The sequence below is a fragment of the Bacteroides sp. 1001136B_160425_E2 genome (assembly GCF_015559655.1).
In the GTDB taxonomy this organism is placed as follows: Bacteria; Bacteroidota; Bacteroidia; order Bacteroidales; family Bacteroidaceae; genus Bacteroides; species Bacteroides luhongzhouii.
The window spans coordinates 278,191-302,515 of sequence record NZ_JADMQH010000006.1; the positions used below are offsets into that span (position 1 = coordinate 278,191).

A 24,325-nucleotide genomic window follows, 5' to 3' on the forward strand; every position below is an offset into this window, starting at 1 on the left:
TATACCAACTACCCTTTCAGACAGTCTCAAACAGCTTTTTACTTCTGCGCTGCAGCATCTTTCCCCCCACCATCATCTGCTTTCTTTTTACTGAACCGCTCTTGCAATTTCTGCATCAATTCGTAAAAATTAGGAATATAAACGGTAGCTAATAAAGTATTCATAGCCATACCAAACACAACAGCGGCCCCCAATGCTATACGACTTTGCGCACCTGCACCGGTGGCGAACAACAATGGCATCACACCTAATACAAAAGCAAAAGATGTCATCAGGATCGGACGCAAGCGGACATGTCCCGCTTCAAAAGCAGCTTCTCGAATCGAATTACCTTCGGCAAGGAAATCACGGGCAAATTCCACAATCAAAATTCCATTCTTTGCCGAAAGCGCAACAAGCAAAATGATACCGATTTGTGTATAAATACTGACCGGAGTTCCCATAATCAGACAGCCAATCATGGCCCCCAACAATGCTACCGGCAATCCGATAACGGCTGCCACCGGACTGGTCCAACTTTCATACTGTGCAGCAAGTACCAGGAAAGCAACAATTAAAGCCATCACCAGTACAATGGTAGTCGTATTTCCTGCCTGTGTTTCCTGATAAGCCACAGAAGTCCATTCATACCCAAACTCATCTTCCAACTGTTCCTTAAATAATGCTTCCATTTCCTGTATGGCCTGCCCGGTACTACTTCCCGGAGCAACATTACAAGTCAGAGAAGCAGTCGAATACATATTATAACGGTTTATTTGATCCTGTCCTAACTGTTCCTCCACTTTGGTGAAAGAAGAAAAAGGTACCATCTCTCCTGCCGCATTCGGCACACTTAGTTTCAAGACATCATCAATCACACGCTGTGCCTGATCCCGTGCCTCAATCTTCACCTGATAGATACGACCGAATTCAACAAAATCATTTACATAAGCCGCTCCCATATAATAGCCCAATGTAGAGAAAACATCATTCAAGGCAATCCCCATAAACTGCACTTTATCACGGTCGATATTCAAGAAATACTGCGGAACATTTGCCTGGTACTGACTGGACACAGATGCTAAAGCCGGTTTAGAATGATAAGAAGCAAGCAACGCATTGATAGCCTGCTGCATTTCCGTTGGTCCCAGATTACGCCGGTCTTCCAACTGAAGTTGCAAGCCGCCGGAAGCACCCAGTCCCGGAATAGCCGGAGGAACCATCGCAAATACTTCCGCAGCCTGAATAGTCATATACGCTTCACCATTCAAACGGTTGACTACGGCAGCAGCCGTATGCTCCTTCCCTTTCCTTTCATCCCAGTTTTTCAGTACCACAAAATAAGTTGCCGAGTTACTCTGCTCGCCGCCACCCATTATCGAGAAACCGGAAATACCAATATAATTTTTCACTTCCGGATAAGAATCTAGAATTGCATTTACCTTTTCTCCCACTGCCTGCGTACGCTCAAGACTAGCTGCAGGTGGAAGCTGAACAACAGCAATAAAATACCCGTCATCCTCGTCCGGGATGAAAGTAGACGGCCAATGCATAAAGAGCAATACAGCAATAACAGTCAAGGCACCGTAGGAAACGAGAGCCATTCCGGGACGTTGAAGCAACCATTTGACAATCTTGTCATACACTCCTTGCGTCTTGTCATAAGCCTTATTGAAACCCTTGTATATAAAGAAGTTAGAAGGTTTACTCTTTTCAAGAAACAACGCACAGAGCGCAGGGGTCAATGTCAACGAATTAAAACCACTCAACACGGTAGAAGCAGCAATAGTCAATGCAAACTGCTTATACAACTGTCCCGAAATTCCACTAATCATCATCGTCGGAATAAACACAGCCAGCAGTACAAGCACTACCCCGACAATCGGACCTGTAATCTCTCCCATCGCTTTCGTCACTGCTTCGCGAGGTGAGTATTGCCCGGTTTCCAGTAACCTCGAAGCATTCTCCACCACCACTATCGCATCATCTACCACAATGGCAACTGCCAGAATCAGCCCAAACAACGTCAGTGTGTTGATAGAGAAACCAAATGCCGCCATCACGGCAAATGTACCAATCAACGATACCGGGATGGTAATACAAGGAATAATCACAGCCCTCCAATTCTGCAGGAACAGGAAAATAACGAGAATCACCAGCAAAGTCGTTTCAAAGAATGTGACCATCACTTCATCAATAGAAGCATGAATCACGTCGGTCGTATCCAAAGTGACATTATACGAAACTCCTTTCGGGAAACTTGCCGCCAATTCCTCCATTTTAGCCTTCACTCCTTTGGAGACATCCAGCGAATTGGAACCCGGTTGCTGGTAAATAGCAATAGCTGCCGTAGGTTTTCCATTCAATCGCGACACTACGCTATATGACGCAGAACCCAAATCGATGCGTGCAATATCCTTCAGGCGAAGCATCGCTCCGTTTTGTTCGCGACGAATAATAATATTGCCGAACTGTTCCGGAGATTTCAATCGCCCCTGGACATTCAATGTATACTGAAAAGCATTATTATTATCCTGCCCGATAGGTTGACCGATATATCCGGCAGATACTTCCACATTCTGCGACTGGATAGATTGATAAACCTGTTGCGGTGAAATATTCCGTATACGCATAGCCTCCGGATCGAGCCAGATGCGCATCGAATAGTCCCCCGCTCCCATAACATTCACAGCACCCACTCCAGGGACACGTGTCAGTTGGTCTACTAAATTCAGTTTGGCATAATTAGTCAGATACAGACTGTTATATACAGAATCCTGCGAAGTCATTGTCAGGAACATCACAATATTTGAAGACTGTTTCTGCACAGTGACTCCTTGCACTACTACCGGTTCCGGCAGTGATGATTGCGCGATACTTACCCTGTTTTGTACCTGCACAGTTGCCATATCGATGTCCGTACCGACAGCGAATGTAATGGTCAGAGAATATGCTCCCGAAGAAGAAGAATTGGAAGACATATAAAGCATACCATCTACGCCATTCACCTGCTGTTCGATAGGAATACCCACTGTTTGAGCAACAGTTTCAGCATTTGCTCCGGGATAAACGGCAGAGACCTGCACCGTTGGCGGCGTGATCTCCGGAAATTGCGCCACAGGCAATATATTGAGTGTAATCAGACCGGCTACTACAATAAGCAGGGCAAGAACAGTAGCAAATATCGGTCGGTTGATAAAAAACTTAGAAAACATAATATATAGGTTTAAAAGCAGCCTCTCCACAACCTTCTCCCAAAGAGAGGGAACAAGAAAGTTACTTTTGTTAATTAATCGGTTTTAAGTACATCACCTTTATTGATTTCATTTGTTAGTCAATCAGTTACCAAAGAGACTCTACTTCTCTCTTTTGGGGAGAGAATCAGGGAGAGGCTTTATCTTCATTCCGTCTCTGACTTTCATCAAAGCCTCTGTGACATACTGTTCCTGTGGAGAAAGCCCCCCCACTACCTGCCGTAAAGTGCCGTCGACCAACTGCCCTATTTCAATATGCCGGTAATGAACTATATTCGAATCATTTACAACATATAAATATTTGCCTAACTGATCGGTCCCGATAGAACCATCTTTCACCAGCACTGCATTTTTAGCTTCTCCATAAGGTAAAGTAATGCTTACATACAACCCACTCTTCAATATCCCTTTCGGATTATTAAAATTGGCACGAACCGTCAGCGTACCTGTATTCAAATCTACATTGGGTGAAAGATAGTCGAGGGCAGCCGGATAAGTTTCAGTCCCCTCCTTTCCCAGTTGAACCATTATTTTCTGCGGAAGATTGACCGGTAATTGCTGGTTATCCATAGCCATCGTCAACCACTGATTATCAGCTACATTGAAGTAAGCATACATCTGATTATCCTTATAAATAGTGGCCAATGTGACCGGCTGCAACGAGCCGCCTACATAACTTCCTACGTCCACCGTCGCTTTACTGATAGTGCCATCAAACGGCGCACGAACATAGCAATATCCCAAGTTTGTACGGGCAGTGCTCAAAGCTGCTTCCGCATTACTGACAGCCGCAACCCCTTCCGCCACAGACGATTCCGCCTGAAGCACCTGTATCTGACTGACAGCATCACTCTTTACAGCCTCTTTCATACGGCTATAATTATTACGGGCATATTCCAGTTGCGCCTGGGCGGTTTTCAGTTCTGCTTCTGCCTGCTCCACCTTATCTTTATACAAGGTAGGTTCAATGACAAACAACAGTTGCCCCTGTTTCACCCGTCCTCCGGGGACATATGAGGTAGACTGTAAAGTTCCGTTCACTCGAGCCACAAGATTCACCGTTTTTTCAGTTGTCAGATAACCCGGGTAATCTTTCGTCAAAGTAATATCCTCCACTATGGGTTTGGTCACGCTAATTTCCGGAGTTGGCATACCTCCCATCGCTCCTGTACTTTTCTTCTCCTTGCAACCCGTCAATATAGGCAGTGCAAGAAAGATATACATCAGTTTTTTCATATCTGTTAGGTTATATATTTATTGATTGATTTTTATTCTCTCCAACCGCCTCCCAAAGCCTTGTAAAGGGCTATCAGTTGCAAAAGTGAACTCCCTTGTGCCTGCACCAGCTGATTCTCATAAGATAACAGAGAACGTTGCGCATCGAGTACGTTTTGGAAAGGCGAGAGCCCCTGCTTGTACAGTTCCAGTGAAAGTTTCAATGTCTCAATTCCTTGATTACGCACTTCCCGCAGGGCGACAATCTGTTTGATTGAATTCCGGTAAGCATTCATAGCGTTGTCAGTCTCCTGTACGGCAGTCAAAACCGTCTGGTTAAACTGATTGATCGCTTCATCCAGTTGCGCTTTTGCCAGTCGGGTTGCATTCACCAGTTGTCCTCCGCTGAAAATAGTCCAGTTCAATGACGGAGCGATTTCATAAGTCATACTTTTACTTTTGGTGAGATCCTTCAAATCACGGGCGGCATATCCAAATGATCCTTTCAAGAAAACTTTCGGCAACCAATCCGCTTTCGAGGCTCCGAGCAATGCTGCCTGTGCATTCACGCTCAATTCCGCACCTCGTACATCAGGCCGTCTCAATAACAAATCAACAGGCATCCCCACTCCAATCGGTTCCATGTAATCGGGCAGCGTTCCGCCGGATTCGAGAACCGGGCGAATATCCTGCGGATACATTCCCAACAAAACGGCCAATGTCGTTATATACTGATTGATACCCGCTTCCAGTTGAGGAATGGAGGCTTTCGTGCTATACAACACAGATTTAGCCTGTGCCACATCGAGCTTGGCAACAAGCCCGGTATTATAACGTACTTCCGTGATTTTCAAGACTTCTTCCTGCGAAGCACTATTTTTCTTCACTACTTCAAGCTCTTGTTGCAATTCCCTTAGATTGATATAGGCTGAGGCTACCTCTGCAGCCAACGAAACCATAACGCCCGTGTACTCTTCCTTACTGGCGGCAAAATTCTCTTTCTGTGCTTTTACCCGCTTACGGATACTGCCGAAGATATCCAGCTCCCAACTCATACTTAGCGAAGCATCATAATAATGATCCGTTGTTTGAGGCAGCGAACTGGTATTTCCACTTGTTTCCTGACGAGTCCACCCAGCATTCAGTCCGATGGAAGGAAAGAAATTACTGCGTTCTATCCAAAGATTGGCACGGGCGGCGGCTATACGGTTAATTGCCATCGCAACGGAATAATTACGATCTACTGCCAGAGCTATCAAAGAGTCCAGTTTGGCGTCTTGGAATGACTTCCACCAATGGTCATCCACCGGAAGTATCTGTTGAAACACTTCCCCGCTCTCTTCCCAATCGTTAGGGAGCGGAGCTTTCAAATAACGGTTTGCAGTCTGTCCAACCGCAGTTACAGTCGAAAGAAACATAAGGAGCGATGTGCCCCACATTCGTATACTCATATCAGTTCAGGTTTTTATGAAATGAAAAGATAACAACTAAAGGGTAAGTTTGTTTACCGGATTCGATTCCCCATATGGGCACTTGCTAAAACAAAAAAGCCCCGCATTGTTGCAGGGCTTACTTTATATATCAAAATAGTAACTTTACTTACTACTTAACCGCTTTCTTTATTCAGCAGTTTTTCTTCTGATAGCTCTTTTGGTAGTAGTTGCCGGAGCTTCTTCCACCTTGTGCTCGATTTGTACACCAGCCAATTCCGGGTCAATCATAATACGTCCACAATATTCGCAAACGATTACTTTCTTACGAGAACGGATATCCAGCTGTCTCTGGGGTGGAATCTTGTTAAAGCAACCACCACATGCGTCACGTTGTACATACACAATACCCAATCCATTACGAGAGTTCTTGCGGATACGTTTGAAAGACTGCAACAGACGTGGTTCAATCTTAGTTTCCAAGTCTTTAGCTTTGTCTCTCAATTTCTCTTCTTCCTGTTTGGTCTCAGAGATAATTTCATCCAGTTCGCTCTTTTTCTGCTCCAGGTCTTTCAGCCTTTCGTTTAGAATCTGATCGTTCTTTGTCACTTCAGCTTCTTTTTCTTCTTTATCAGCAGAATATTCTTTGATTCTCTTTTCGCAAAGTTCGATTTCCAGTGTCTGGAATTCGATTTCCTTCGTCAAGAAGTCATATTCACGGTTGTTGCGAACATTGTCTTGTTGTGACTTATATTTTTCTACTGAAGCCTTTGCTGTTTCGATTTCTACTCTCTTGCCGGCAATAGCAGATTTCAGTTCATCCACTTCAGCTTTGATCTTGTCGATACGGGTACTCAAACCAGCAATTTCATCTTCAAGGTCTTGCACTTCCAACGGAAGTTCACCTCTCAATGTCTTGATTTCATCAATCTTAGACAACATTGTTTGCAGTTGGAACAGTGTCTTCAGTTTCTGTTCTACCGTCAACTCATTCGGATCTTTTTTTGCTTCTCTAGCCATTTTACTTATAAATATTTTATGGGATTCGTATTTATTTTACTCAATTGGAGTGCAAAATTAGGAAATAAATCCCGGATTATGGAATAAAAAATTTCTTTTGTATATTGTTCGCTTTCGTAATGACCAATCTCTGCCATCAGAATATCTTCTTCATGGCCGAAATAATCATGATATTTAATTTCGCCGGTAATAAAAACATCTGCTCCCGACCGGATCGCCTGTGGAAGCAAAAATGCACCTGCACCACCGCACAATGCTACTTTCTGTATCTCTCTTCCCATCAGCTTGTTATGACGCAGACACCCCACTTCGAATGTCTTCTTGATGCGTCTCAAAAATTCGAGCTCTGTCTCCGATTCATCCAATTCACCGACAATTCCCGCCCCCGCCTGCGACCAATCGTTCACCAACGGATAAATGTCGAATGCCGGTTCCTCATAAGGATGGGCAGCCAATAAAGCTTTGATGGTTTCCGCCTTTTTAAAGGAAGGAAGAATCGTTTCAATCCTCACCTCCTCTTCGTGGTGCAGTTCTCCGATTGTTCCACAGAAAGGATGCGTTCCCTCTTTTGCACGGAAAGTTCCCTCTCCTTTCAGATTGTAACTACATGAATCATAGTCACCTATATTTCCGCATCCGGCGGCAAACAATGCTTCACGTACCGCGTCTGCTTGTGCGTAAGGGACAAAAGTCACCAACTTGACCAAGTTATTCTCTTTCGGCTCAAGCACTTTCAAATTCTTCAATCCGATTTTTTCGGCTATCTTATAATTGACCCCACCTTGTGCATTATCCAGATTCGTATGTGCTGAATAGATTACAATATCATTCTTTATTGCTTTCAATATACAGCGTTCCACATAATCCTTGCCCGTAATGGATTTATATCCTTTAAAAATCAGCGGATGATGAGATATGACGAGATTGTATCCCAACGCAATCGCTTCATCCAACACAGCTTCAGTAACGTCAAGACACAACAAAGCCCCTGTTGCTTCCGCTTCTGTCAATCCGATTTGCAGGCCGGCATTATCAAAGCCGTCTTGCAATGGCAGAGGCGCGAATCGTTCAAGGGCGCTTACTATTTGCTTAATTTTCATTATTTGGTAGAAAATTTGGCTGCAAATATAATAAATAAAAAAGGAATAATCATACTAAACGGTCGTTTTTTAGAGAATTTATCGTTATCCATTTTTTGAGACCACCGTAAAAGATATAAAACACCACATATGAAAAGTTTAAGTTTCAGAAAAGACTTGGTAGGTGGTAAAGAGCCGTATTTTCTTCATGCGCCAGAAATTACAGGAAGAACTGAAAGACTTCCGCTAAACTCTAACTATATCCACATCGGTTTCAGATTAAACAATTGATTTCATTTTTCAGTTTTATCAATAGGTAATAGGCAAAGAGAGTGTATATTCTTTTTGCCTTTTGGCTGTTTTCATCGGGCAAATATGGATAATATGCTCAACAACCAGAGCTAAAAGCAAAGATAACCCGTTATTCGTGTCTAGCTTTTGCTTTTCATCTGCACTTTGTTTTTCAGCGCATACCGTTCGTCTACTACCCTGTCGGTAGGAAAGAAAGTGAAAATAAGCCGCCACTCTCCTTCTTTATAGATAAATTTACGTCCGCTGGCTCCACGAAGAATTGCTTCGTGCTTTTCCCGCAGGAACGATTCGATATGTTCCGGCATTTCAGTGCCGGATGCCGAAAACTCCACTATTATAAAAAAATGTGGAATAGATATTTCAGCTACTTTACGGAATATCTGCTCGGTAACTGTCATTTTCGGGGTTCTTTGGTTACCTCTAATAATTTCCCGTATGCGTCAAAAGATCGGCGTGAAGCCAATGAAATAGTTATCATCAGCGACAGCATAGATGCCGTAAAAGTAATCACCATAATCATCATCTGATACTTGATGGCAACGTTCGGACTGCTTCCTCCCAGGATTTGTCCGATCATTGTGCCTGGAAAAGCTACCAATCCCATCACGGAAATGTTCGCAATCAGCGGACTGAAGGATTTAATAATGGCCTGTCGGATAAATGGAGCCTGCGCTTCCTGCCTTGTTGCTCCGTTTCCCAATAAATAACGGTACAACTGTTGCTCACGTTTCAATCCGCTATAATAAGTATTCAAAGCTATCACATTGCTCGAAAGCATATTACCCATCAGGATACCGAATATCGGAATAAAGTATTGGGCGCTAAATATATTGTCCAATTGAAGAACAATACCGATAAAGTACAAGCCTACCAATACAACACTACAAAGAAATCCTACCGTAATAGGGATTAATAAGATACGACGTTTCAACTGGGTACGCACCAGTGCTGTCTGTCCGGCTACGAATATCATAATTATCACCCAAAGGAAGTTGATCCAGGGATTGTTCCATAAAAAGAGATATTTCAGATACATGCCGATAAAGAACAGTTGGATAATCATCCGTACTGTACCAATCAGGGCAGGTTTCAGTAGTCCCGTTTTAAACTTCCAAAGATAAAAGAACGGAATGGCAAGCAGAAGCAAGCCTATAAAAAGATTATAATATGATATATCAATCGTTCCCACAGTGTATTCTTAACAATTCTATCCGATTCGTGTTAGAGTTCTCTCCAATCGTTACAATTCTATTAAATAATGACAACCCGAAGCAAAGTCCTTATCATGCGATACGGCCAGCACTGCTGTTCCCCTTTCTGCCTGTCGCCGGAAGAAAGACAAGACTCTACCGGTCGAATCGGCATCCAAAGCAGAGGTCGGTTCGTCTATAATAATCAAAGGTTTATTGAGCATAGCCGCTACAGCGAGCATGATGCGTTGACGCTGGCCGCCCGACACTTCATTCACTCTCTTGGTATATAATTCATGTTCCAGTCCCAATTCATCAAAACAAGCAAAAAGCCTTTCTTCCGAAAAAGGGGCAGAACGGTTCACTTTCAGTCCGAACGGGAGAGCTACCATCTCTTTCACCCATTCAAAAGGCAATGCCAATTCCTGGGGAATCCATGCAATCTGCCGCCTGACTGTATCAATAGTCGATTTATCCAACACCATTCCTCCTACCCTGATTATCCCTTCTTTCAACGGAACAAAACCCATTATCGCATTCAACAAAGAAGTTTTTCCACAGCCGGATTGCCCTACAATGCAAGCGGTTTCTCCCCTTTCCAATTTCATATTAAAACCGGAAACAAGAACCTCTGTCCCAAAAGCAATACAAATGTTCTCAATATGTAGCATTTAATCGTACCTTTTGAAAATTTCACCAAAAGTATAAAAAAACAAGGGCATACGTATCAAAATCCCTTTGTTTTCTTAGAAATTTTCTTAGAACGACATGTTTTGTCGTCACGTGACATTATCTTTGCTCTTGATAATTAAAATTAATACCAAATATGGGCAAGAAACGGGAAGGAATGCAACGATTGCTGGTCATTATCAATAAATTAAAAGGACCGCAACAGTATGTGCCGCGTAAAGAATTGGAGAACTACGTGACACATCGCATGGAAGAACGAGATGGAACACCTGTAGACATAAGAACTTTGCAGCGAGACTTCAAAGATATAGAAGATCTATTTGGTATCCGCATCTGTTTTGATAAGAAACAAAACGGTTATTATATCAATGAGGAAGACGATTTGAAAAAGGAGCAGTACGAACGGCTTCTGCTAAACTTCGACCTATTGAATGCTTTGGACAAAACTTCCAACCTACACACCTATGTTCTTGCCGAACATCATCGACCAAACGACAGTGAATGTCTTCCGGCATTGATAAAAGCCATTAAATTCTTTCACCCGGTAGAATTCAGTTATATTTATGTACGTGAAGGAGACAAAGTACGCAAAAAGAAAGTCTTACCTTATTATCTGAAAGAAGACCAGCAAAGATGGTATCTCCTCGCCTATGACAACAACATATTAAAAACTTTCAATATAGACTGTATCCGCAATCTCAAAATCCTTTATGAGGAAACCTTCAAAAGGAATATGAATATTGATGCAAACAACTTATTTAAAGACAGCTACGGCATCTGGAATCAGACAGATATTCCAGTAGAAAATATTGAACTAAGCTATAGTGCATTAGATGGCAGTTTCTTGAAATCGATTCCTTTGCATCATTCACAAGAAATCATTACGGACAATGAGATGGAATTTCGAATCAGATTACGCCTTCGTATTACTAATGATTTTGTAATGGCATTGCTCTCACGTAGTAGTTCACTTACAGTAATTGAGCCGTCACATCTTCGGGAACGGATACGGAGAATTTATGAGGAAGCAATAAAAAGGCATTTATAACATAACGTTTAACATTAAAACTATGAATCTATTTAAAGCATTATTTGGTAGCAGTTTTTTTCAGCAAGAAATGAAACGTAATCAACAATATCGCGACAACTACGCCTGTTGCGATGATATTGACGTAAATATTGATCTTGCAGAAGAAATTGAAAACGAAACACAGAATGAAAAACTGGTTTTGTCTGACTATATACCTGAATCTTATTTATATGACAATGAGAATGGAGAAATGGATGATGAGATAGATTTGATAGAGTAAGAGATTGATTGTTAACGAAGACTATACTTAAACCTAAAAAAAACAATACCCTAGAGTGTTATATTGCAAAATATATCTATATTTGCACTGTCATCATAAGCAATTATATGACATTACATTTTATTAGATGAAAGTGTTTTGCTTTTATCCTTATTCGGGAAATCTGGTAAATTTCAAAAGGAACAGGGATAACAATAACACTCATCACTTGTATTTTCGTATGTGTTACCTATGCGCATATCTATACAAGTGTGGGGTATTGTTTATTTGTTCCTTAGGTTTACCAGAACCTCCCGATAGATAAACAGACGACTCCACACTTTCTTTTTATAATGCGGTTATAATGGTGGAGTCTTATAACCAACTTTTTAAATCATAATATTTATGCAAAACGAATTACGCGCCAAAGGTTTCAGCGGTTTCATTACTTTTCAAGAATTGATAAAAGACAGTACCTTGATTCCTTCTCAAAAAGGAGTTTACATTGTACTGAGAGAAAACATGGAAAAACCTCATTTTATGCCGAAAGGGACTGGAGGTTTCTTTAAGCAAAAAGACCCTAATATTGCGATTGCGGAATTAGAGAAGAAATGGGTAGATAATTCTTCCATCCTGTATATTGGAAAAGCAGGAGGAGAAAATAATCGTGCTACATTAAAATCTCGTATTGAACAATATATCAAATTTGGTCAGGGAAAACCTATCGGACACAAAGGAGGACGCTATATTTGGCAATTAGCAGATGCTCATTCCTTAATTGTTTGTTGGAAAACGCTGTCCGAGGAAGACCCAAGAGAAGTGGAAAGCCAAATGATTCAAGAATTCAAGAAAGAACATGAAGGGAAACGTCCTTTTGCCAATTTGAAAGATTAAGAATATGGCTATAATTGACATTGTTAAATACGAACAGCAAGAAGGGGTAATAGTGCACAAATTCCCTTCATGCGATTTACGTTGGGGAACACAATTAGTAGTCTATCCTGGACAAATCGCTTTCTTTGTAAAAGGAGGCAAGGTTTGTGATAAGTTCACTGATGGTACATATACATTGAAAACCAAGAATATTCCATTACTGAACAAGATAATTAATATCCCATTTGGCAGTGATTCTCCTTTTCAAGCAGATGTTTGGTTTGTTAATACGCTACAACGTCTTAGTTTGAAATGGGGTACTGAAACACCGATTCAACTTGAAGATCCAAAATATGAAATCATTGTTCCCGTAAGAGCCTACGGACAATATGGCTTTTGTATCAGTAATGCAGAGCTGTTTTTGTCTAGTTTTGTTGGTAATATGCCTCATTTTGATGAACAACAGTTACAATCTTATTTCAGAGGATTGTTATTAATGAAACTAACAGATATTATTGCTAAAAAAATTATCTCCGACAAAATTCCGGTTTTGGAAATCTTAACACATTTACAAGAAATTTCCACTTATTGCGAAAATGAACTTAAACCTTATTTCGCAGACTATGGAGTTGAAATCATATTATTCAATATTATTTCAATCAACATTCCAGAAAACGATGCTAGTTTAACTGAAATAAAAAAAGCTAAAAATCTTTCTGCAAGATTAAAGATTACAGGTAAAGATAATTATTCATTGGAACGTTCTTTTGATGTAATGGATAAAGCTGCTGAAAATGAAAGTGGAACTGGGGCAGCATTTATAAATGCCGGTTTAGGGTTTGGCGCATCTTTGAATATAGGAAAACATATAAATCAACAATTACTGTCAAACAGCGAAATTACTCCTCCACCAATTCCGTCCACCATATCCTATTATCTTGTTGTAAATGGAAAGCAAGAAGGACCATATACAGAACAAGAAATTCGTAATGCATTGGCTAAGGACTCCTATGTACTTAAGCTGTTAGCATGGAAAAAGGGAATGCCAGATTGGCAACCTCTTAGTACATTCCAAGAGTTTGTTGATACTGATGCAAAGAATTGTCCTCCACCCATTCCTCAATAATAAAAATACTATATTATGAGTTTAATAGATATAAAATGCCCCAATTGCGGTGCGTCAATTCAATTAGATAACAGTAGAGAAAGTGGTTTCTGCTCTTACTGTGGATCAAAAGTGCAGATTCAAGAAGCTATCAACAAAATCAAGATTGATAGGTCTGGTGATATAGAAAAATATTTATCTATAGGGTTCGCAGCTACAGAGATGGGCAATGGACAAGAAGCGTATGACTATGCCAATAAAATATTGGAAATAGACTCTCAAAATGCTGACGCTTGGGAATTAAAAATGTCGGGTATAGGATGTATGCCTGGTTACAATTGTTATCAAATGGTTGCAGCTGGTAATAAGGCTTTAGAACTCACTACCTCATCAGAAATAAGAAATAAAGTATATATAGCTCTTCTATCAATAAGTCCATTTTATCTTCAAAATGCCTATAACGAATTATTACAGGATTTACAAATACAAAAGGACTTATACGAATCTTATAGAAAATTATATCCATCAACCGCTGCAGAACGAATGCTAAAAGAGGATTTTATTTTGATGTCTACATATGAAAATATGGTTCAGATACCAACTTTACGTTTTGCCGTTCCTGATGAAGAAATAGAGAAAAACGAAGAATTTGCAGAAATAACGGTAGAAATAGCCAAAGGATGGATTACATGTGGATTGGCGTTAAATGAAAGATACAAGACTTATAATATGTATTTTTCAGATGAAGGATTGGAATATTGGAAAGATATTTTAGAAAAGATTAAACGGGGATTACCTGATAAATATTTGACACAAGAGATTAGTTCTGATAATCTTAATTTAAACCAATTACCACCTAAACCAAATACTCCAAGAAGACGAGTAAATAATTCACCTCCTAAAAACGAAGGTTGTTACATTGCAACTGCTGTTTATGGTTCTTATGAAGCACCGGAGGTAATAATTCTTCGTCAGTTTAGAGACAACACCCTGAAAAAATCTTATTTAGGGAGATGGTTCATTAAAATGTATTATTATTTAAGCCCTCCTATTGCAGAGAAATTGAAAAATGCAAAGTTCATCAACAAATTCATTCGTTCATTATTAAATAAATGGATAAAACATTTAAGGAAAAAACACTAAATGATGAGTTGATAAGTATAAATGATATAAATTCTAACAAAATGAAAGATTCTACAAATTTTATTTTGCGTATTGAAAATACAGAAAGCAATACGAATAGAAGTTTAAAGATTGTAAGTAACAGTGATTTGGAATCACTTGAACAGCATGAGATGATAGAAAAGATTATTGATTCAGTATCAATAAAAGTTCTTTCAAAATCAATAGATCTTATTGATATGCAAAGTACAAAACTATATCTATATCAGCCAGTTGAAATAGACAAAGAATTATTTTTAAAACTTTTAGAAGACAGAGATCTTATTGAAGCTAAAAGTAGTATTATATCTTGTTTGGATGAATTATCCAATGATAAGAAAAAAAGGATATTGGATGAACTCATATCACAATACACTAATATTTAATAATTGTCAACATACAAATATAATACAGTAACTACTAACCAATTCAAAGAAATATCAAAATAATGAACAACTCATTCAAACTCTTTGATCCTATGAAAGATTGTGAATCAATCCTTCCTGATCTTCCAGGAAATTACTTTATTGTTCTGCGGCCTACTTCTCAACTAGCTCCAATAAAAGTCACTCCTGAGTTCCACTATATAGATTATAATAACAATCATTATCCGATAATATACACCGGAATTAGTAACATAAGTATTAGAAAACGTGACTACTACCAACATTTTATAGGAAATAATGCGGGAAGATCAACTCTTCGTAAATCTATCGGTAGCCTAATGGGATTTTCTAAAATACCAAGAGATAAAAACAATTCTGACAATGGAAAAACTAAATTCAACGAAAATGATGAAGAAACACTGTCACAATGGATGAGAGAAAATCTATTACTGTTTTATAGTGTGGAAAACAGAAAAAAGGAACAAATAGAAACTCTTGAACAGGAATTTATAAACGATTACAATCCACCACTAAATATATTAGGGAATAAAAATTCAGTTAATAAAGAATACAGAGCATTATTAAAAACTTTGCGAAATAAGACCAACTTTAATAAATGAATGAAAGTTTTTTGCCTATCTATAAAAAACACATCTGCCACCTGCAACAAAACGCATGTAATACGCTAATTTGCAAATAGGTGTATCGTTGCAGATACCTGTGGCAGATGTGTTGTAGATAAAATATATGCAACACGTCGTATAATCAAAAAAAGCCTTGATTCCTTTATGCAAAGCTATGGGAATAATTGGAGTGTTTTACGTAGAAACGCCAGTTTCCTATCTGGGAACGGGAGTTTTAACGTAAGACTAATTTAATTCCGTCAACGGGTTTACATGGGTAACGCCCAACCTCTTATTACAACCACCGTTACATCGGTTGTGTAAATGAAGAGATCATCAATCTAGATAAATAGAACATAACTCCTATTTCTTTCATCATTTCGCTCCGTTTTACCAATTTTCATTTATCTTTGCCTCACTAATTAATTCAAGAAAAGTTATGATACTGAACGAAAGAGATGCCCGTCATGAGCATGTATTACAAGTAGCCCGCCAGATGATGACGGCTGCGCGTACTGCTCCGAAAGGAAAAGGAATCGATATTATCGAAGTGGCCCTAATCACGGATGAAGAGATTAAACAACTATCGGACACTATGATAGCTATGGTAGAAGAACACGGAATGAAATTTTTCCTTCGTGATGCCGACAACATCTTAAGTGCCGAATGTGTTGTATTGATAGGAACACGCGAGCAGACACAAGGCTTGAACTGTGGTCATTGCGGCTTCGCCACTTGTGCCGGACGCACTGAAGGAGTTCCCTGTGCATTGAACAGCATAGATGTAGGTATCGCCATAGGTTCCGCCTGCGCTACGGCAGCCGATTTTCGTGTAGACACACGTGTGATGTTCTCTGCCGGACTGGCAGCACAACGCCTGAACTTGCTGAAAGACTGCAAGATGGTAATGGCCATCCCTGTAAGTGCATCCTCTAAGAATCCGTTCTTTGACCGGAAGCCAAAGCAGGAAACAAATACGTAATGATGCGTAACAAGTATATTGACGACTGACGCAGACAATAAACTGATTTTATAAATAACTAAATAGATAATAGTCTAATGGGAATCATGGTTGGACTTCCCAGCCCAAGTGGCTCGGAGAAAGATTTGCAGTTGAATTTCGGCAAAAACATGACCGTGCAGGTAGAAATGAGAGCACCTCATTTGCCCGCCGAATGGCATATGCAGAGTGGTATACAGTTGACATGGCCACACGCCGGTACAGACTGGGCATACATGCTGGCAGAAGTGCAAGAGTGTTTTATAAACATAGCCAGAGAAATAGCGAAGCGAGAGTTACTACTGATTGTCACTCCCGAACCGGAAGAAGTGAAAAAACAGATAGCCGCTACCGTCAACATGAGTAATGTCCGCTTTCTGGAATGTGCCACCAATGACACATGGGCACGCGACCACGGAGCTATCACCATGATAGACACCGGCACCCCTTCCCTGCTCGACTTTACATTCAACGGCTGGGGACTGAAATTTGCTTCCGAACTGGATAATCAAATCACCAAACAAGCGGTAGAAGCCGGAGCCTTGAAAGGCCAGTATGTAGACCACCTCGACTTCGTTCTCGAAGGAGGCTCCATCGAAAGCGACGGAATGGGCACACTGCTCACTACCTCCGAATGTCTGCTTTCTCCCCAGCGGAACGGGCGACTGAACCAGGTAGAGATAGAAGAATACCTGAAATCAACCTTCCACCTGCAAAAGGTTCTTTGGTTAGACCACGGCTATCTTGCCGGTGACGACACCGACAGCCACATCGACACCCTGGCACGTTTCTGTTCTACCGACACCATTGCTTACGTGAAATGCGACGACAAAGAAGACGAACACTACGAAGCATTACTTGCAATGGAGGAACAACTGAAAACATTCCGCACCTTAGCAGGAGAACCCTATCGCCTGTTAGCCTTACCGATGGCGGACAAGATCGAAGAAGACGGCGAACGCCTGCCCGCAACTTACGCCAACTTCCTGATTATGAACGAAGTTATTCTCTACCCGACATACCATCAGCCGGCGAATGACCAAAAAGCAAGAGAAGTGTTACAACAAGCATTTCCAGAACATCAGATAATCGGAATAGACTGCCGTGCCCTGATTAAGCAACACGGTTCTCTGCATTGTGTCACCATGCAATACCCATTGGGAGTTATAAAATAACAAATGAATCAATCAAGTAATTATTCATCATGAAAAAGATAAAAGTCGGAATCATCCAACAATCCAATACCGCAGATATTCGGGTCAACCTGATGAACCTCGCAAAGAGTATCGAGGCTTGCGCTGTTCACGGTGCGCAACTGATTGTGCTTCAAGAGCTACACAATTCACTTTATTTCTGCCAGACAGAAAACACCAACCTGTTTGATCTGGCTGAACCTATTCCCGGACCATCCACAGGCTTTTATTCCGAGTTGGCAGCCGCCAATAAAGTAGTCCTTGTCACCTCTCTTTTTGAGAAACGTGCCCCCGGACTATATCATAACACCGCTGTTGTGTTCGACCGCGACGGAAGCATTGCGGGAAAATACCGGAAAATGCATATTCCCGATGATCCGGCTTACTACGAGAAATTCTATTTCACTCCCGGAGACATCGGTTTTGAACCTATTCAAACCTCTTTAGGAAAGCTGGGCGTACTGGTATGCTGGGATCAATGGTATCCGGAAGCTGCCCGCCTGATGGCACTGAAAGGTGCGGAACTTTTAATTTATCCTACCGCCATCGGCTGGGAAAGCAGTGACACGGACGACGAAAAAGCCCGCCAACTCAACGCCTGGATTATTTCGCAGCGTGCCCACGCCGTTGCCAATGGTCTTCCTGTCATCTCCGTCAACCGTGTAGGACACGAGCCCGATCCTTCCGGACAGACAAACGGCATCCTATTTTGGGGAAACAGTTTCGTAGCAGGACCGCAAGGAGAATTCCTGGCACAAGCCGGAAACGATCATCCGGAAAACATTGTAGTGGAAATAGATATGGAACGCTCGGAAAACGTCCGCCGTTGGTGGCCTTTCCTCCGTGATCGTCGGATTGACGAATACGAAGGACTTACCAAACGCTTCCTCGACTAAAGTTCACTACTGAAAGTTATTGCAGAAGTTCTCTATATAAAGTTTATTACCTAAAGAAAATAAGAAAGGATATTCAGTAAATATCCCTACAATAAGAAAATAAGAAGGGCACAGAGTTAAAATCTAAATTAAAAACTCCGTGCCCTTCCTATATATTATATTTAATAACTATTTCATTGAAAAGTTATTTTCTTGTTGGCTAGGAAATTAGCTCCTCCATAAATAAACAATCCCAAGAATTGAGCCAGATATTCATTCACGTCCAGTCCTTCTACCAATAAGATAAGAAATAAAAACTGTGCGGTGTAAGCCACGGCAAAAGCAGAACAAAAGAGCAGTATCTGTTTCCAGATACTATTCTTTTTATTTTCTACGGGGAATATCCAGTATTTGCACCAGATAAAGTTATGGGTTTGAGCTATCAGATACGCTGTTATATTAGCCACCATATAGTCGCCGTCAAATGACATTTCTTTCATCATTAACCATACAACCAACGCCATAATCAAAGCGTTCATTGTACCGATGACTATAAAACGGAATATGCGTACAGATTCTTTCACTCGCCCTCTTTCAGATCAACGATCAAATTCAGTTCATCAAGCTGGCTCTGGTCGATTGCAGACGGTGCGTCCAACATTACATCACGTCCGGAATTATTTTTCGGGAACGCAATGCAGTCGCGTATAGAATCCAATCCTGCAAACAAAGACACCCAGCGGTCGAGACCGTATGCCAAACCACCGTGAGGAGGTGCACCATACTTAAAGGCATTCATAAGGAAGCCAAACTGTGCCTCTGCCTTCTCCGGAGTGAATCCAAGAATCTCGAACATCTTCGCCTGTAATTTCGCATCGTGGATACGGATAGATCCGCCGCCAACTTCCACACCGTTGATTACCATATCATAAGCATCTGCACGTACAGCTGCCGGGTCAGTGTCCAACATCGGAATGTCTTCCTCTTTCGGATGAGTAAACGGATGATGCATAGCCATCAGACGGCCTTCCTCTTCGCTCCATTCGAACATCGGGAAGTCAATCACCCAAAGGCAAACAAACTTATTCTTATCACGCAATCCCAATTGAGTACCCATTTCCAGACGAAGCTCGCAAAGTTGTTTACGTGTTTTCATTGCATCGTCGCCAGACAGAATCAGAATCAAATCACCCGGTTTAGCGCCGAATGCCTCTTTCATTTGCTGGAGCACTTCCTGTGTATAGAATTTATCTACACTCGATTTCACCGTTCCGTCTGCTTCCACACGGGCATAAACCATTCCTTTCGCGCCAATTTGCGGTCTCTTTACGAATTCGGTCAATGCATCCAGTTGCTTACGGGTATAAGTCGCAGCACCTTCGGCGCAGATACCACCCACATAAGCCGCATTATCGAATACAGAGAATCCGTGACCTTTCATGATATCCATCAGTTCCACGAATTTCATGCCGAAACGCAAATCCGGTTTGTCGCTACCATAATATTTCATGGCGTCTGCCCAAGACATACGTTGGAATGGTTCATTTAATTCCACGCCACGAAGAGTCTTAAACAAATGTTTGGCCATTCCTTCAAAAGTAGTGATAATATCTTCTTGCTCAACGAAGCTCATTTCACAGTCGATCTGCGTAAATTCCGGCTGACGGTCGGCACGCAAGTCTTCGTCGCGGAAACATTTCGCAATCTGGAAGTAACGGTCGAAACCGGAAACCATCAACAACTGCTTCAAAGTCTGTGGAGATTGCGGAAGTGCGTAGAACTGTCCCGGATTCATGCGTGACGGCACCACGAAGTCGCGTGCGCCTTCAGGAGTAGAACCGATCAAAACGGGCGTTTCCACTTCGATGAAACCCAGACTATCCAGATATTTGCGAACTTCAATTGTCATCTTATGACGCAGTTCCAGGTTGGAACGTACAGAGTTACGGCGTAAGTCCAAGTAACGGTATTTCATGCGGATATCATCACCCCCATCCGTGTTATCTTCGATAGTGAACGGAGGAGTCATGGCAGTATTTAGTACGTCCAGTTCGGAAACAATGATTTCAATATCTCCGGTAGGAATGTTTGCATTCTTGCTGAAACGTTCATTAACCGTTCCTGTCACTTGAATGACGAACTCACGTCCCAATTTATTAGCACGTTCACAGAGTTCAGCATTAATTTCTTCATTAAAAACCAATTGGGTAATTCCGTAACGGTCGCGAAGGTCAATGAAAGTCATCCCTCCCATTTTACGGCTGCGCTGTACCCATCCGGACAGCGTGACTTGTTTGTTTACATCAGAGATTCTAAGTTCTCCACATGTGTGCGTTCTAAACATATATTTTTTTATTTAAACGATTATCACTCGCGTTTTTATTTTGATCGAACCAAAACTGCGCAAAAGTACGCAATAATTTGTAATTCGCTGTCAGTATTCCGTTATTTTATCAGACTTTCTTTGTCAGTTTTTTCAATATTTTCTTGTTTCTATCCGTTATATTGTCGACGATGGCTTCATTCATCAATTTGATACCATTCATATATTCCTGCGCTCTTTGGAGCACATTGGCCGCGTCTTTTTCCGATGCTCGCGGCACTACCACGCGCAATCCCCTTTGAATCAGTTGAATATTTACATTGGCATCCGTTTCCATGGGGTCACCATCAAAATGCACGACGCCCGGAGTAGTCCGGCGGATGCACAACTGCTTGCAGCGGAAAGTCTTGATACGGCTATTCTGATCGATTGTTTTATTGAATAATTGAAAGGCTAATGAAGGAACATCCAAAACGGTGAACGGCTCAAGAATGGTCACATCCAGCAAACCATCCGTCAGGGTAGCTTGTGGTGCGATATAAGCATTGTTTCCGTATTGCGACGCGTTTCCGCAGGCAATCAGGAAGGCTTTATACTTGGAGACTCCATTTTCCGTTTCCAGTTCGTACGTTTCCGGCTCATATTTAAGACTTTCCTGCAAGGTTTTCTCCAGATAAGTCAATACCCCCCGTTTACCGGCATGTGCAAACTTCAGACTGACAAACGCGTCGAATCCCACTCCGCAAGTGCAGAAAAAATCCGTACCGTTGATCTTACCATAATCTATCACGTCCATGCAACCTTCGTTCAGCACTTCCAATGCTCTCTTCGGTTCCATCGGTATATGCAGATGTCTCGCCAGTCCATTGCCCGATCCGCAGGGAATAATTCCCAATGCGGTATCAGTATGCACCAACGAACGAGCTATTTCATTGATCGTTCCGTCCCCACCGATAGCCACTACTATATCTGTTTTCTCTTCGGCAGCTTTAGCAGCTATTTCTACGGCATGACCGGCTCTTTCCGTATACACTACTTCCCAAGAGTATCTCGCCTTGTCTATTTTTTCGTCCAGCAAGTTAAGAATCAATTCTTTACTTTGTGTTCCCGAAATAGGATTGACGACGAATTTTATTTTTTTCATTCTTTCGTTCATGCTATTCTTGTCGATTGTAGACGACAAAAGTAATATAAATATCTTAAATTTTAATCTATTAGAGGTTTCTAATCACATGTGAGCAACTTTTTTCTCTTAAAAAGAACAGATAAAAGCAAATTTTGTTATCTTTGCCCCCTGTTTTTAAACACTTGTTAAGATAAAAAGATGTAAGATCGTCAGCGAACGATCTGAGTATGAGTATAAAAATTATAATTCATGGGATTATTACAAGAGAAGTTAGCTAAGTACGACCTGCCACAAAAGTTTATGGCACAGGGCGTTTACCCATATTTCCGTGAGATAGAAGGAAAGCAGGGTACAGAGGTAGAAATGGGCGGACACGAAGTGTTGATGTTCGGTTCCAATGCATACACTGGCCTTACGGGAGATGAAAGAGTAATTGAAGCAGGTATCAACGCCATGCATAAATATGGTTCCGGTTGCGCAGGCTCGCGCTTCTTGAATGGTACGCTTGACTTGCACGTTCAGTTGGAAAAAGAACTGGCTGCCTTTGTAGGCAAAGATGAAGCGCTCTGCTTCTCAACCGGTTTTACTGTGAATTCCGGAGTTATTCCTGCTTTGACAGACCGCAATGACTATATCATTTGCGATGACCGCGACCACGCATCTATCGTAGACGGCCGTCGTCTCTCCTTCTCTCAACAATTAAAATATAAGCATAACGATATGGTGGATCTGGAAAAGCAACTTCAAAAGTGCAACCCGGATTCAGTGAAACTAATCATAGTGGACGGTGTGTTCTCTATGGAAGGCGATTTGGCAAACTTGCCCGAAATCGTACGCTTGAAACATAAATACAACGCTACTATCATGGTAGACGAAGCTCACGGCCTGGGCGTATTCGGAAAACAAGGACGTGGTGTCTGCGACCATTTCGGTCTGACTCACGAAGTTGATTTGATTATGGGTACTTTCAGCAAATCACTGGCTTCCATCGGCGGATTTATCGCTGCTGATTCTTCTATCATCAACTGGCTACGTCACAACGCACGTACTTATATTTTCAGCGCATCCAACACTCCGGCTGCCACTGCATCTGCTCTCGAAGCTCTCCACATCATCCAGAATGAACCGGAAAGACTTGAAGCATTGTGGGAAGCTACCAACTATGCATTGAAACGTTTCCGTGAAGCTGGCTTTGAAATCGGCGCAACAGAATCACCTATCATCCCTCTTTACGTACGTGACACGGAAAAAACTTTCATGGTTACTAAAATAGCTTTTGATGAGGGTGTATTCATCAATCCGGTTATTCCGCCGGCATGTGCGCCACAAGATACTTTGGTGCGTGTAGCATTGATGGCAACTCATACGAAAGACCAGATTGACCGTGCCGTAGAAAAGCTAACCAAGGCATTTAAAGCACTGGATATTTTATAATCTACAAAGAATAGCTCACTCTTATCGGGTGAATAAAATAAAGCCTGACACAAATCAATGTGCCGGGCTTTTATTTTATCTCCCTCTAACAGGAAATCGAACTATAAACGGAGGAGCCTCTGCTTACTTCCACCTCTTTCCCCCGATGCATCCTCTTCTTTACTAAAGAGCAGCTTCGCAAATTCTTTGGCAGAACAAACCACCGAAAGTCTCCCGAATCCTTTAACACGATGATTAGTCTGGGTAGCAGAGGATGATTTATCCTCTGCTACCCAGACTATTTGTATCCGGATTTAACTCCTTAACAGCCTCTTTGACCGCTTTATAAGTCGGCTTGCGATATACCTCCGCCTGTTGAACAGGGACAATTTCATTCACCATTCTTTCATATCCTTTTTGCTCTAACAAGTGTACTTCTTTTTCACCTGTTTCTTTTTGTTTTCTTGTTTTCATAAGGCTTTTCATTTTAAAATTCTTATTTATAAAACAGAAAACACCGAAGGAAAGTTCATACCCACAGATGATATATGTACAGGGAAACCACGCCCAAATATACCACTATAACTTGTTCATTCCTGCACTGTTTTGAATAAAATAATGGAGTATTCTGAAAACGTTGTGGTAAATTTGAAAAAGACGATTGAGTTTTTAAGATTCCCCGTTATCTTTTTATTATAAGATATGGGTCAAGGGTGAGGGGTGGTGAGGGTAGATTTATAACCTTTTATTTTATTATTTTCTATACTATCTCCTTTTTTATCTATAAAA

The 24,325-nt window shown here is 41.3% G+C and carries 23 protein-coding genes; 11 read left to right on the plus strand and 12 right to left on the minus strand.

The features are described from left to right. Positions 1-38: 38 nt before the first annotated feature. The 8 genes from I2I04_RS08205 to I2I04_RS08240 form a co-directional block, all read right to left on the minus strand. Entirely contained in the window at positions 39-3,194 is a 3,156-nt protein-coding gene (locus tag I2I04_RS08205) for an efflux RND transporter permease subunit (protein WP_195654760.1), read from the minus strand. 141 nt (positions 3,195-3,335) lie between these two features. Then, on the minus strand, positions 3,336-4,469 hold the full coding sequence (locus I2I04_RS08210; protein WP_185911490.1) for an efflux RND transporter periplasmic adaptor subunit: 1,134 nt from the start codon (positions 4,467-4,469) through the stop codon (positions 3,336-3,338). A gap of 32 nt (positions 4,470-4,501) precedes the next feature. Further along, positions 4,502-5,899: an efflux transporter outer membrane subunit gene (locus tag I2I04_RS08215; RefSeq protein WP_195472783.1), complete on the minus strand. Its 1,398-nt coding sequence runs from the start codon at positions 5,897-5,899 to the stop codon at positions 4,502-4,504. A 168-nt stretch (positions 5,900-6,067) separates the two neighbouring features. Continuing rightward, positions 6,068-6,898 carry a zinc ribbon domain-containing protein gene (locus I2I04_RS08220; protein WP_143258511.1) on the minus strand — a complete coding sequence of 277 codons (831 nt, stop codon included), beginning with the start codon at positions 6,896-6,898 and terminating at the stop codon, positions 6,068-6,070. Positions 6,899-6,903: 5 nt separating this feature from the next. After that, positions 6,904-7,998, minus strand: coding sequence for a Nif3-like dinuclear metal center hexameric protein (locus I2I04_RS08225; RefSeq protein ID WP_143258512.1), 1,095 nt, complete (start codon positions 7,996-7,998; stop codon positions 6,904-6,906). A 410-nt stretch (positions 7,999-8,408) separates the two neighbouring features. Continuing rightward, the gene (locus I2I04_RS08230) at positions 8,409-8,687 is read right to left on the minus strand and encodes a hypothetical protein (protein WP_195654761.1); all 279 of its coding nucleotides are present in this window, start codon (positions 8,685-8,687) and stop codon (positions 8,409-8,411) included. Next, complete coding sequence (locus I2I04_RS08235; RefSeq protein WP_143258514.1) at positions 8,684-9,478, minus strand: ABC transporter permease; 795 nt, start codon at positions 9,476-9,478, stop codon at positions 8,684-8,686. Before I2I04_RS08235 ends, I2I04_RS08230 begins: the two co-directional genes overlap by 4 nt. Before the next feature lie 51 nt (positions 9,479-9,529). Then, a complete protein-coding gene (locus tag I2I04_RS08240; RefSeq protein ID WP_195654762.1) occupies positions 9,530-10,150 on the minus strand; it encodes an ATP-binding cassette domain-containing protein in 621 nt (206 codons plus the stop codon). Between the two features lie 155 nt (positions 10,151-10,305). On the opposite strand from I2I04_RS08240, the gene I2I04_RS08245 reads away from it, so the two are divergent. The 10 genes from I2I04_RS08245 (at position 10,306) to I2I04_RS08290 (ending at position 18,695) form a co-directional block, all read left to right on the plus strand. Next, positions 10,306-11,217: a helix-turn-helix transcriptional regulator gene (locus I2I04_RS08245; protein ID WP_195654763.1), complete on the plus strand. Its 912-nt coding sequence runs from the start codon at positions 10,306-10,308 to the stop codon at positions 11,215-11,217. A 70-nt stretch (positions 11,218-11,287) separates the two neighbouring features. After that, positions 11,288-11,479 (plus strand): hypothetical protein, encoded by a 192-nt coding sequence (locus tag I2I04_RS08250; protein WP_229126953.1) that lies wholly within the window; start codon positions 11,288-11,290, stop codon positions 11,477-11,479. Between the two features lie 384 nt (positions 11,480-11,863). Further along, the gene (locus tag I2I04_RS08255; RefSeq protein ID WP_195654765.1) at positions 11,864-12,352 is read left to right on the plus strand and encodes a hypothetical protein; all 489 of its coding nucleotides are present in this window, start codon (positions 11,864-11,866) and stop codon (positions 12,350-12,352) included. A gap of 4 nt (positions 12,353-12,356) precedes the next feature. Continuing rightward, positions 12,357-13,457 (plus strand): SPFH domain-containing protein, encoded by a 1,101-nt coding sequence (locus I2I04_RS08260; RefSeq protein WP_195654766.1) that lies wholly within the window; start codon positions 12,357-12,359, stop codon positions 13,455-13,457. A 15-nt stretch (positions 13,458-13,472) separates the two neighbouring features. Continuing rightward, positions 13,473-14,579, plus strand: coding sequence for a CFI-box-CTERM domain-containing protein (locus I2I04_RS08265; RefSeq protein ID WP_195654767.1), 1,107 nt, complete (start codon positions 13,473-13,475; stop codon positions 14,577-14,579). A gap of 41 nt (positions 14,580-14,620) precedes the next feature. Continuing rightward, positions 14,621-14,983, plus strand: coding sequence for a hypothetical protein (locus I2I04_RS08270; RefSeq protein ID WP_229126954.1), 363 nt, complete (start codon positions 14,621-14,623; stop codon positions 14,981-14,983). A gap of 92 nt (positions 14,984-15,075) precedes the next feature. Then, positions 15,076-15,603: a GIY-YIG nuclease family protein gene (locus I2I04_RS08275; RefSeq protein ID WP_195654769.1), complete on the plus strand. Its 528-nt coding sequence runs from the start codon at positions 15,076-15,078 to the stop codon at positions 15,601-15,603. 442 nt (positions 15,604-16,045) lie between these two features. Further along, complete coding sequence (locus I2I04_RS08280) at positions 16,046-16,588, plus strand: ferredoxin domain-containing protein (protein WP_195654770.1); 543 nt, start codon at positions 16,046-16,048, stop codon at positions 16,586-16,588. A 77-nt stretch (positions 16,589-16,665) separates the two neighbouring features. Continuing rightward, on the plus strand, positions 16,666-17,781 hold the full coding sequence (locus tag I2I04_RS08285; protein WP_143258521.1) for an agmatine deiminase family protein: 1,116 nt from the start codon (positions 16,666-16,668) through the stop codon (positions 17,779-17,781). A gap of 29 nt (positions 17,782-17,810) precedes the next feature. Continuing rightward, positions 17,811-18,695, plus strand: a complete 885-nt coding sequence (locus I2I04_RS08290; protein ID WP_143258522.1) for a carbon-nitrogen hydrolase — start codon at positions 17,811-17,813, stop codon at positions 18,693-18,695. A 173-nt stretch (positions 18,696-18,868) separates the two neighbouring features. On the opposite strand, the gene I2I04_RS08295 is transcribed toward I2I04_RS08290, so the two are convergent. From I2I04_RS08295 to I2I04_RS08305, 3 genes are all read right to left on the minus strand, one after another. Further along, entirely contained in the window at positions 18,869-19,258 is a 390-nt protein-coding gene (locus tag I2I04_RS08295) for a GtrA family protein (RefSeq protein WP_143258523.1), read from the minus strand. Continuing rightward, complete coding sequence (gene aspS, locus I2I04_RS08300) at positions 19,255-21,018, minus strand: aspartate--tRNA ligase (RefSeq protein ID WP_143258524.1); 1,764 nt, start codon at positions 21,016-21,018, stop codon at positions 19,255-19,257. Before aspS ends, I2I04_RS08295 begins: the two co-directional genes overlap by 4 nt. A 109-nt stretch (positions 21,019-21,127) precedes the next feature. Next, positions 21,128-22,153: a diacylglycerol/lipid kinase family protein gene (locus I2I04_RS08305; protein ID WP_185911491.1), complete on the minus strand. Its 1,026-nt coding sequence runs from the start codon at positions 22,151-22,153 to the stop codon at positions 21,128-21,130. A gap of 219 nt (positions 22,154-22,372) precedes the next feature. Between I2I04_RS08305 and spt the strand changes: the two genes are divergently transcribed. Continuing rightward, a complete protein-coding gene (spt, locus tag I2I04_RS08310) occupies positions 22,373-23,557 on the plus strand; it encodes a serine palmitoyltransferase (RefSeq protein ID WP_143258526.1) in 1,185 nt (394 codons plus the stop codon). A 258-nt stretch (positions 23,558-23,815) separates the two neighbouring features. Here the strand turns inward: spt and I2I04_RS08315 are convergent, their stop codons facing one another. Beyond that, complete coding sequence (locus I2I04_RS08315) at positions 23,816-24,010, minus strand: hypothetical protein (protein ID WP_195654771.1); 195 nt, start codon at positions 24,008-24,010, stop codon at positions 23,816-23,818. Positions 24,011-24,325: the final 315 nt, after the last annotated feature.